Annotated in this window: 9 protein-coding genes and 1 pseudogene (1 of these 10 only partly in view); 2 read left to right on the top strand and 8 right to left on the bottom strand. The window is 42.8% G+C overall.

Translation table 11 applies throughout. The features are described 5' to 3' along the window. Positions 1-1,492, bottom strand: a pseudogene (locus F3741_02965) (CHAT domain-containing protein); it reaches 6,194 nt to the left of the window's first position. 84 nt (positions 1,493-1,576) lie between these two features. After that, positions 1,577-2,800: a hypothetical protein gene (locus F3741_02960; GenBank protein MZG29759.1), complete on the bottom strand. Its 1,224-nt coding sequence runs from the start codon at positions 2,798-2,800 to the stop codon at positions 1,577-1,579. A 225-nt stretch (positions 2,801-3,025) separates the two neighbouring features. Between F3741_02960 and F3741_02955 the strand changes: the two genes are divergently transcribed. Further along, the gene (locus tag F3741_02955) at positions 3,026-4,552 is read left to right on the top strand and encodes an NADH-quinone oxidoreductase subunit N (GenBank protein MZG29758.1); all 1,527 of its coding nucleotides are present in this window, start codon (positions 3,026-3,028) and stop codon (positions 4,550-4,552) included. An 86-nt stretch (positions 4,553-4,638) separates the two neighbouring features. Continuing rightward, positions 4,639-5,856 (top strand): tetratricopeptide repeat protein, encoded by a 1,218-nt coding sequence (locus F3741_02950; protein MZG29757.1) that lies wholly within the window; start codon positions 4,639-4,641, stop codon positions 5,854-5,856. 3 nt (positions 5,857-5,859) lie between these two features. Here F3741_02950 and F3741_02945 read toward each other — a convergent pair whose 3' ends face one another. The 6 genes from F3741_02945 to F3741_02920 all read right to left on the bottom strand — a co-directional run bounded on the left by F3741_02945 (position 5,860) and on the right by F3741_02920 (position 10,344). Next, complete coding sequence (locus F3741_02945; protein MZG29756.1) at positions 5,860-6,297, bottom strand: D-tyrosyl-tRNA(Tyr) deacylase; 438 nt, start codon at positions 6,295-6,297, stop codon at positions 5,860-5,862. Beyond that, complete coding sequence (locus F3741_02940) at positions 6,298-6,480, bottom strand: hypothetical protein (GenBank protein ID MZG29755.1); 183 nt, start codon at positions 6,478-6,480, stop codon at positions 6,298-6,300. A gap of 93 nt (positions 6,481-6,573) precedes the next feature. Next, positions 6,574-7,473: a hypothetical protein gene (locus F3741_02935; GenBank protein ID MZG29754.1), complete on the bottom strand. Its 900-nt coding sequence runs from the start codon at positions 7,471-7,473 to the stop codon at positions 6,574-6,576. Positions 7,474-7,482: 9 nt separating this feature from the next. Beyond that, a complete protein-coding gene (locus F3741_02930; GenBank protein MZG29753.1) occupies positions 7,483-8,775 on the bottom strand; it encodes a VCBS repeat-containing protein in 1,293 nt (430 codons plus the stop codon). Beyond that, positions 8,717-9,580: an MBL fold metallo-hydrolase gene (locus F3741_02925; GenBank protein ID MZG29752.1), complete on the bottom strand. Its 864-nt coding sequence runs from the start codon at positions 9,578-9,580 to the stop codon at positions 8,717-8,719. Before F3741_02925 ends, F3741_02930 begins: the two co-directional genes overlap by 59 nt. Positions 9,581-9,927: 347 nt before the next feature. Then, positions 9,928-10,344 carry a lipoate--protein ligase family protein gene (locus F3741_02920; protein ID MZG29751.1) on the bottom strand — a complete coding sequence of 139 codons (417 nt, stop codon included), beginning with the start codon at positions 10,342-10,344 and terminating at the stop codon, positions 9,928-9,930. Positions 10,345-10,372 lie beyond the last annotated feature (28 nt).

Below are 10,372 nucleotides of genomic sequence, written 5' to 3'. Positions count from 1 at the left end.
AATACCCGACATCTGGATAATCCCTCATCACCTGAATCAGCGAATCGACGAGCTTTTCCCTGTTTCCAACCGAAGCATAAATACGATTCTGGGAAAACGCCGCTTCCGCAGAGATGTCTCGCTCAGAGGAATATTGACGAATCACTTTTTGAAAATATTCCAGGGCCTTACCAGGTTTTTCCAACACGAGGGACAACTTCCCCAGCTCAAGCAAGCCTTTGGCTTCCACCCGTTTGATACCTGAATAACTGGCAGTAATTTTATCCAGCCTGTCTATACCTTCGTGCCTATTCAAAGGATCGTCCTGCAAATCCAAAAGCAGAAGTTCTATTTCAGCGAGCCCCTGATACAGCCTGTCGTCTTCCTGGCTAGTCAGGATCTGATTCAAAATGGGACGCGCGGATTCTTCATTTCCCAGCCCCAGATATTGTTTTGCCAAATGGAAAAGAGTTCTGGAGGATTTTTCTGAATTGTTCAAGACCAGCACACAGGAATAGCTGGCCATCCATTCAGAACATATTTCGTCAACAATATTTTCTGGTTTGGCTGAGCCCATTAATCCTGAAAGAGGTAATTTCCATATATCCGAACTTCCTTTAAGATGAGAGGTGAATAAAAAATATTTCTCGTCAAGAGGTCGCGGCAGGAAATCATAAGAAGAGCTTGCCGTCAATTGGCGCAACCGACCTGCTTTCCCAGACTTAAATTCAACACTCCAGATATCCGGGTTATCATCAATGCCCAATTGTCCATCATGGTTTGTATCATTTTGGTAGCGGGCAAATAGTATGCGCTGTCCGTCGATGGACCAGCGAGGAGATAGATCAATAAGTGGACCTTGTGTCAAAACTTGTGCGGTGTTGGTTTCCAGATTAAGTACTTTTAAATCGCTCTTCGTCTCACCCGTCACAAAAGCAAGATATTTCCCATCAGGAGATAATGATAAGTTCACACCTCCCGGATTCAAAACTTCAGATCGTCTTGATCCATCCAGTTCTATTTTTTCTATAACCGGTGTGGAGTTATTGGATGAGCGAGATGAAAAAAATAAGTGCTTTTGATCCAATGACCAGACAGGGCCTCTTTCCTCTCCCTTTTTCCTGATGACAGGCATAATTTCCTTAGTAGCAAGGTCGAGAATATAAATATCTCCCCTTGGATCGCTGCGGTGTGAAACGAACGCCACTCTTTTCCCGTCTGGGCTGATCTCAGGACTGCCATCTTCAGCGCTGTGAAAAGTCAACTGTTGGTCTGGCAGCTGGATGCCCGGCCCCAAATGTTTTAACCATAAGTCAAGATTGCCTGATTTATCCGAGACATAAACCATCAACTTCCCGTCTGCTGAAACAGCGGGCGCAAAGTCTTCACCCGGATTGGATGTGACTTGAATTGGAGAGTTAAGAATGGGAGAAGCGTAAACCCGGGAAAGAAAAACAGACGAAAATAAAATTCCTAATACCACCCTGCTTAGAATTTTATCAAATCGAATCATCGGCCACCGGTATCAAAACTGTTTTACTGACCAGTATAACGCATAACTGGAAACAGAAATCCACAGGTTCTTAAAAGTATTAACTCAGGCTTCCGATACATCCATCCATTTAAAATTTTGAGTGGGTAATACGGGGTAAACTGTAAAAAGCGGAGTGTTATAAGGAACAATAGCTGTTTCGGCCCCCGGACTAAGAGTCAGATGTATATTTACAAAATTAAAGCTCATTCCCTCTTGCCAGGGAAGCGATGTGTTCTCGACGTAGGCAGGAACCTTATCGGCGGCATGACTTCTAACCATCAGGCCGGAACCACCTTCAAGCCCGTATTCATAAAGATCAGGCGCGCCTTGAATGAGAATTGATGTCTGATTTGCATCGAACCAGATCTTAAAATTTGAAACCACCTGCACATAAGGCCCAAGAGTTCCGGTTCGTTCCAAAACCGCGCGGGGGTATGCATATTCCACCGGGACTTCAGGTGTTCCAGGATAGTTTTGAGCCCTGAATTCTTTCTCCTTGATCCGGGACACTGAAAGAAATATCAGGTTTGGATCATCCATGGCAATATCCAGAATCTCTCCGTCATGGAAGCTGCATATCTTTCCCATTTCAAATCCCAATGGGAACGAGTAGCCCATCTTGCAGTAATAAGCCCGCATGCCTGCATCCAGGGGATCATCGGGTTTTCTACTGATCTTGATATCGAATGGCATCATTAAATGAAAAGCATTGGTGCGTGCATTCATGAAAGGTCCACATGCGCCTGGGTATTCGCGATGCACCTTGGGGTTATCCGGCTCGAATTTTCTCGGCCCACCACCAAAATGTTGCGCCGTTTTCTCTTCTTTACTGAGCCCAAACTTATCCTGATAATAGGCAGAAGCCCGCTTTTGGGCAATATCGAGAAAATATTCAGGTGCTTCTGTCTGCACCACCAGCCGTTGTTTTTCCTCTGATCCCGTTTTAGCAGGACGCATCGCTTCATTATATATACCGATCTCAGCAGTGGTCTTTTTGATATCCTGTTCAATTTGTCGAGTCAGCTGTGGATTTTTATAACTGGTCTTATCCACCAGATTCAGTGCCCGCTTAAGCAATTCAAGCTTCAGGGTATAACGTTTTGGTTCATGGGCCAGAGCCTGAACCGTTGCCATAATGAGGCTGAACTGTTCTTCCGGTAAAAGACCAATCGCATCGAATTCAGTTTCCCGAATAAAATCAAGTGCCATGGGACCAAACGCCTCTTCCTGACGAAGCCCAAGCGTAAGAAGATAATTGAGATAGGCTCTTGCTTCATTGATATCCACAAACTTCTCCAAAAACAGGGTTTAAAAAGGCCCATCTTGCAGGGAATTGAGCCGATTCGCAAGTGCTTTTGTGGGAAAAATCCCACCCACCTGTAATATCCAGATTTCAGGTTTTTAAACAGGGTTGCAAAAAACCCGGAAATACTATAAAACACACCATTATTATTGATTTAACGTGGGGTTTTTGTAGCCCCAAATAACGGCAGAAGTCCTCGCAGGAAACCTATGGAAGTCGTGATAAATTTTGACGATATGAACTGGGCGGCAATTGGCCCTGAGCTTATCATTCTGGCAACCGCTTTTTTCATATTGCTGGCCGGACTAAAAAAGGGGATGAATACCCTCTCCTTTCTGTCTACTATTTCGCTGGCTGGCATTGGTGCGGCATTACTGTTCACTCTTGCCCTTTGGGGAGGAGCCCCAACAGCTGGAAGCGGTAATAGTTCCGACATATTCAGCGGTGCCCTGATCAATGACCGTTTCGCACTTACCTTCAATTTGATATTCCTGCTGATGTCTTTATTTGCGGTTTTCGGCTCAGTTCGGTACCCGCAGGAAAACCATGAGAACAAAGCAGAATACTTCACCCTTCTACTGATGTCGGTAGCAGGGATGATGTTTATGGCCAAATCTGGCGACCTGATTACAATATTCGTATCGCTGGAATTATTTTCAATCTCACTTTATATTCTTTGTGGCTTTTCCGCTAAACATGGAACCGGCAAGGAAGGCCCCAACAGTAATACGGAATTAAGCTGGGTAACTTTGGCCTCACAAGAATCAACCGTGAAATACCTCCTTACCGGGGCATTTGCCTCTGCCATTCTGGTTTACGGAATGGCCCTGGTTTATGCCGGGAGCGGTACAACCGAAATCAGAATGATAGGGCAACTCATTAACGAAAACCCTTACACCAAGAACACCCTGGTATTTATTGGAATGGGTTTAATGTTTTGCGGGCTAGCGTTTAAAATCTCTCTGGTGCCATTTCACTCCTGGACTCCAGATGTCTACCAGGGCGCACCAACTCCCATTACAGGGTTTATGTCTGTTGCAACCAAAGCAGCGGCTTTCGCAGTGATCGCCCGTATATTTTTCATTTCCTTGCCGGAACTAGAAAAAATCTGGATGCCTATCCTTTTTGGAGCATCAGTTTTGACTATGCTGGTAGGAAATACAGCCGCAATTTTTCAGGATGACCTAAAAAGGATGCTTGCCTATTCCGGTGTCGCACACGCCGGCTACCTGCTAATTGGTATCGTCACAAACAGCCAGGAAGGAATGGCCAGCATAATATTTTACCTGGCTGTATATTTATTCATGAACATCGGCGCATTCGCCGTTGTCTTTACCATGGAAGGAGAAGGCCAGGAAGGCAACTCCATAAACCGATTTAAAGGTTTAGCCAAAAAAAGCCCCCTATTGGCCGCTGCCATGAGTCTGTTTATGGTATCACTTGCCGGGTTTCCTCCAACCGCCGGGTTTTTCGGAAAACTATTTGTGTTTTATGCTGCAGTCAAACAAGGCTACATTCTCATAACTGTTATGGCAGTCATTGCCAGTATCATATCTGTGTATTTTTATCTTCGTGTTATAGTAATGATGTATTTTCATGATGATGAAAACGCTCAACAACCGGTGATCTATAAGGGCATGGGAGCATTAATCACTGTCAGTTGTGTGGTGGTCGTGGCTATTGGATTGTTCCCATCATTTTTAATGGAAATCGCCCGAGGTGCTATTCCCTTTTAGCACTGTCCATCCTTTTGCCCTTTGCTTATAGCCGCGTTTCGGGTTTCATAATTGCTCCAACCAGACTTTTCAAGTTAGTCCGTTTTATGCGACACCACATGACAATCATTCGAGTTTTCATCCTTGCCCTTATCCTTTCACTTTTTGCCTGTGGCCCGACGGAGGACTCGCTTGAAGGAAGATATGAAATTTATTCGGAACAGATCAAGAAGAGTCCGAAAGACCCAACAGGACATTACGAATTGGGGAAAGTTTACATCGAGAAAAAAGAATTCCATGCCGCGCTCAACCAGTTGATTGAAGCAACACGTTTGAAAGAAGATTACGCGGAAGCCTACCGAGAAAAGGGTGTCGCCCAGTTTTATTTAAAACGTTATCTTGATGCCGAAAAGTCATTAATAAAATCATTCGAGTTAAACCCATCACAACCAAATATTGCCACCGACCTTGGTTCAGTTTATCTTAAAAATGGTAATAAGAGAGAGGCTTTTCGCTATCTCAAGATCGCTCAACAACGAAACAATAATCCACATATCGTATTCAATAATCTTGGGGCCGCTTATGCAAAAACAGGAAAAAACAGGGAAGCCCTGAAATTCTGGAGAATGGCATTGGAAAAGAATCCAAACATCCCCGAAACCCATGTCAACATAGGAGTGGTCCATGAAAAAATGGGGAAAAAGAAAAAAGCTATTGCTTCCTACCAGAAAGCACTGGAGTTAGATGAATACAATGCTATGGCACATTACAACCTGGGTGTGATATACGCTAAAGAGAAGAAATTCTCCAAGGCTGTTGAAGAGTGGGAAACCGCATACAAACTGGATAAAGAGGACAATAATATTTTGAACAGCCTGGCCTGGGCTTATGAAAAACTTGGAAATAAAGATGACGCCCTTATCAAGCTGGACGAATCAATCAAACTAAGCCCTTATGATCCCAAAACACATTTTTCATCTGGGCGTATTAAATCTGATTTGGGAGATATAGATAATGCCATTAATTCGCTAAAAAAAGCCACACACCTTGATCCTAATTATGGAGACGCCTATTACAGAATGGGGCTGACTTACGATTCAGAAAACCAGAGTTACGACGCCATTTCAAGCCTTCTTATCGCAGAAATTATTTACCATAAAAACGGAAAGATGGATTTACACAAAAAGGTCCGGGAAAAACTTGAAACTTTCTTTGAAAAGTATCGAACACAACGTGCAGACTTTGACAACATGGAACTTCCTGAAACACTAAAAGGTTACGACCTGCACAAACGTCCAACACGAATTCGCACATCCAAGGAATAAAATTTATCGCTCAAGCAAAAATGTAACAGGCCCATCATTGACCAATTCCACCTGCATATCGGCACCAAACCGGCCCCCCTGAACAGTCAAACCAGACTCAGAAACTTTCTCTAAAAACTGCTTATAAAAAAGTTCCGCTTGCTCAGGCTTTGCCGCATTGTCAAAACCCGGCCTTCTGCCTTTTGCGCAATCACCCGCCAATGTAAACTGAGACACCACCAACACTTCACCAGATACATCGATGCATGATAAATTCATTTTCCCCTGATCGTCAGGAAAAATTCTCAGGCGCAAAGCCTTGTCGGACAGGAAGCTTACTTTATCAGGATCATCCCCCTTTTCCGCACCAAATAAAATCAACAAACCCCGGGAAATGCTGGCAATAATTTCACCCTCAACAGACACTGAGGCACGTGCCACTCTTTGTAAAACAAGTTTCATTCAACGAGCACGAAAAAATCTGGAAGTTGAACCATCTTCCCCTATCAAAGCTCTCACCTCGGCAAAACATTTTGGGCAACGCCCCTCATAGGCATTGCCTTCTTTATTTATATAAATACGGTGGTAAACATTGCAGCATTCGAACATGATGCCTAAAAACTTTTTTCGGTTTTCTTTTTTCATAGCCTGCAATGCGCCTCGAGTTTTCACTTGTGTAAAACCAGCTGGAACCACAAACTTTTTAAACACAAAGAATCCGGAGCAACAGGGTGAACCTCACCTTATTTTATCCAGAGCGCGAACCTTGTATTCAATGAAAGTTTTATGTGGAATACGAAGAGCTTTCGAGATCCGCCGGACCTCTTCAGCCTCCTCATGAGCCATTTTCCCGTCGGCAATGGATATCTCGAAAAGGCATTCCATTAAATGTATACGATCATTATATGAAGCCACTCGATTCAACTCTGTTGCCACCTCATGAAAATCAAAACCCTGGCGGGCCTGTTCTTCAACCACTTCAAACAACAAGGTCAACTCTTTCCCTTTCAAAGCAAACTGATCAGAAAGACAACGCTTTAACGCTTTTTTCTCTTTAGGGTCAAAATGGTCATCCACATGCGCAACTGCCGCCAACATCGTACCAACAAGACAAATAAAATAGAGTTTTTCCTCGGGTAGATTTGTAGTGTTTTTTGAGTGCGCACTCTTCAGTTCAATTTTTTTCAGGACGCGGCGTTTAAAATATTTTTCCATATCCGGGTCCAGGTCACGCGCATGCTTGAAAATTGTCCTTTGCAACAGGTTCCTGATTCTCCCTAAAGACCTTTTTGTATGTGAAGATTTTTCCAACCACTCAGAAAACTGGTTGACCAATTCTCTCTCGTCATTCTTTATTCTCTTGTGCGCATCGACCATAGCCTCCAGGGCAACCATGATTTCTTTCTTCTCATCAGGGGATGATAGCTCTGCAATCATCTGACGATATAGCTCATCTTTTTCTTTTTTTGAAACAGGAGATAAAAGGTAGGGCTTTAATTCATCCAGCTCATTTTTGTCCAGATTAAATTTTCTGTAAAATGTTTTAAAAATATTGATTTCAGACTGTGAAATCTCGCCGTCCGCCCAGGCAACGGTTGAGAGCACTTTGAGAAAAGTCATTTTTTTAAACTTTGACATAGTATTTCCTTAATCAAAACGGTTCAGCCAAATCCGGTTCCTACCGGGTGTTGGAGACAGGGCGAAAAGATCCAGAAACCCGTCTTTGTTGGCATCGGCAAAAGTCATCTCTTTGAAAAACCGGAAGCGAGGAAGACGCCTCTCAGTTTCATTGGTGAATCCCCATCGCCCTCTACCCTGTAAATAATAAACTCCTTTTGAGGTCAAGATCAAGGCATCGGTTTTAGTGTTTCCATTCGCATCCAACAGATAAACTTTATAAGAAGGATAACGGGGAAGCATTTTATGTGATCGTTTTTTAAAATGTGCGCCGCCCCTATTTTCCAGGAAATACATGGTTTCTCTGGGGTATGCTCGGTAATGTTTATTGATAGATCGGTTTACCACCAGAAGATCATTATCGCCATCGCCGTCAAAATCAGCCCAGTCTGCATGCTCACTGTCATCTATAATACGCGGGAGATGCGATGCCGTACGGTCCTCGAACCTTCCTACCCCATTATTAATCAAAATTCTGTTTTGTTTCTTTCTGTATACCAGAAAAATATCCACAACCCCATCACCATCATAGTCGGCAATAGAAACATCACTAATTCCAGCAGGCAAGCGAGGTATGAGCAAGGCTGTCAAGTCCTCCATTTTCCCGTCACCCTTATTTATTAACAGGTATGTCTGTTTAGCGGCTATTTTTCCCTCAGCATCGATAACCTTTTGGCCAAAATAAAAAAGATCTTTGTCTCCATCCTGATCAAAATCCCCAGCCACAACCTTATCTATCCCATTTCTGAGAGGATAAGAACCTTCATTATTCTTCCCGTAAAAATACCCCTTTCTATTGTTAAATAGAATTTTTGTAGATAACTTGCCCGATTTTTGCATGACAAGGGCAAGGTCATCAACTCCATCACGATTCAAGTCTGTTGCTGCAAAAGACAGGATTGGGCCTTTCAATTGATCAATCCACTTCCCCATTTCTTTCTGAGTAAAACTTTTTCCCTCTCGATTCAGGAAAGTTTGCAATTGAGGTTTCCCCGGTTTCGATTCGTTAAGGACCATCAAATCAGAAAATTCATTCTGGTCTGCACGAAGGAATGTCGCCATTATTGGGGAATAATCTTGTGGGATAAGCCACTTTCTGGTCATATCTAAAAAACGCTGACTGGCGGGGTTGTCAGCAACATGCGGTTGAGAGCCTCCACACCCATTAATAAACACCAAAATGAGCAAGGCTAGCGCCAAATCCTTAATCAAAAAGGGATTTGGGCAAAGCTTCTTGTAACAAGTCAATTTGCAAGCCTTCATAGGCGGCTATGCTTTGTGGAAAAAGTTGGCGAGATTCTGCTTCAATCTGCTTGATAAAATTATCATCGTGAGAAGGGTCGTGATGAAACAAAACCAGTTTTTTTACATTTGCAGCTTGTGCAACCTTGACCCCTTCCCCCATCGTACTATGTCCCCATCCCTTACGTGAGAACTGACCATTACGTCCATAATATTCGTCTTCAGTATACTGCGCATCATAAACTAAAACATCAACATCCTGACAAAGCTCGATCAGGTTTTTATCAGGCTTGTCCTCATAATGCTCGCAATCAGTGGAAAATACCAGGGATTGCCCTTCATGCTCAACCCGATAAGCATAACACCCATTTGGGTGATATAAAGGTGCCAAAGTCACTTTATAATTATTCCCCTCAATGATGTCACCTGGTTTCACATCATGATAGGTAATTTTTGAGCCAAATAAATCAGTCTTTACCGGAAAACATGGGGGCGTCATTTGCTGGTTTAAAACTTCTTCAATAGAGGTTGGCAAACTTGTGCCTCCAAAGATCCGGAATTCATTACCAGGAACAAAAAATGGAGTAAAAAAAGGGAAACCCTGTATGTGGTCCCAATGTACATGGCTGAATAAGATTGTTCCTTTTAAAGGCATCTCATTCATGAGAGACATACCGAGATTTCGGACACCAGTACCCGTGTCGATGATAATTAATTCATCACCGCAACGTATCTCAACACAAGTCGTATTCCCCCCAACACCAGCTGTTTCCGGGCTTCCTGAAGGAATACTGCCTCTAACCCCCCAAAATTTAATCTGCACCACACAACCTTGATTTTTATTTCCTACTGAAATTGAATAACGACCAAACTTAAAAGAAAGCCTTCAATAAGGTTTATCACTTCTTTGAAATTTCGTTTTAAATTCAGATTAAGGCAAAGCCCTGGCCAAACCCAGAACCAAGTCATCTCCAGATAAGATAATTTAAGTAAAACTTGATTTACAAAACCATCAAATGCAAAAAATACTAATCGCCATTGGAAGTAAAAGAGCGGGCATTATAAACAATCCAACCAAAGGTAACAATAAATTACCGGAGAAAAAATCAGTCATACAGTTTACTTTTTTATAAAAACTTGAGAATTAAAAGGTTGAAAAAGCCTTGAAAACAATTATTGACTCTCTTTTAAATATCTTTCCACCAGCACCTCTTCCGAAGAATTCAAAAGATCCAACTCCCATAGTCCGGGGAAAGATTCCTGAAATCCATCTGCAAAACACTGGCATAATTTTTCCCACTCAATTTTTGTCGGCAACAAATCTCTTAAAGTTAACGTATTCGAAACAAAATCCTGGAACACCTTATTTTTTTCGGTTTCTGAAGAATAACGTAGCAGGCTATGAGCCAGCTCAATATCCTTATCAATCAAGATAGAACCATGCTGTAAAAAAGCTCCATTTAAACGACGCTGAGCACTGCCGGCAAGTTTTTTCCCATTCACCCTGATTTCCCCGTGATTAGATGCCGAAAAACAGGCTGGAGAGAGATTCCGACCTCTCGCTGAATCCCTTTTCTCTTTTCCAACCATTTCAGGGTTTTCGACTCCTGCTTTTTTT

The sequence above is a fragment of the Nitrospinota bacterium genome, from assembly GCA_009873635.1.
Classification (GTDB): Bacteria; Nitrospinota; Nitrospinia; order Nitrospinales; family VA-1; genus LS-NOB.
This window is presented reverse-complemented; position numbering and strand designations above follow the sequence as displayed.

Bases quoted from the DNA above. Each gene is read 5' to 3' on its own strand.
- F3741_02955 (MZG29758.1), top strand. From the start codon at position 3,026: ATGGAAGTCGTGATAAATTTTGACGATATGAACTGGGCGGCAATTGGC.
- F3741_02950 (MZG29757.1), top strand. From the start codon at position 4,639: ATGCGACACCACATGACAATCATTCGAGTTTTCATCCTTGCCCTTATC.
- F3741_02945 (MZG29756.1), bottom strand. From the start codon at position 6,297: ATGAAACTTGTTTTACAAAGAGTGGCACGTGCCTCAGTGTCTGTTGAG.
- F3741_02940 (MZG29755.1), bottom strand. From the start codon at position 6,480: ATGAAAAAAGAAAACCGAAAAAAGTTTTTAGGCATCATGTTCGAATGC.
- F3741_02935 (MZG29754.1), bottom strand. From the start codon at position 7,473: ATGTCAAAGTTTAAAAAAATGACTTTTCTCAAAGTGCTCTCAACCGTT.
- F3741_02930 (MZG29753.1), bottom strand. From the start codon at position 8,775: ATGAAGGCTTGCAAATTGACTTGTTACAAGAAGCTTTGCCCAAATCCC.
- F3741_02920 (MZG29751.1), bottom strand. From the start codon at position 10,344: ATGGTTGGAAAAGAGAAAAGGGATTCAGCGAGAGGTCGGAATCTCTCT.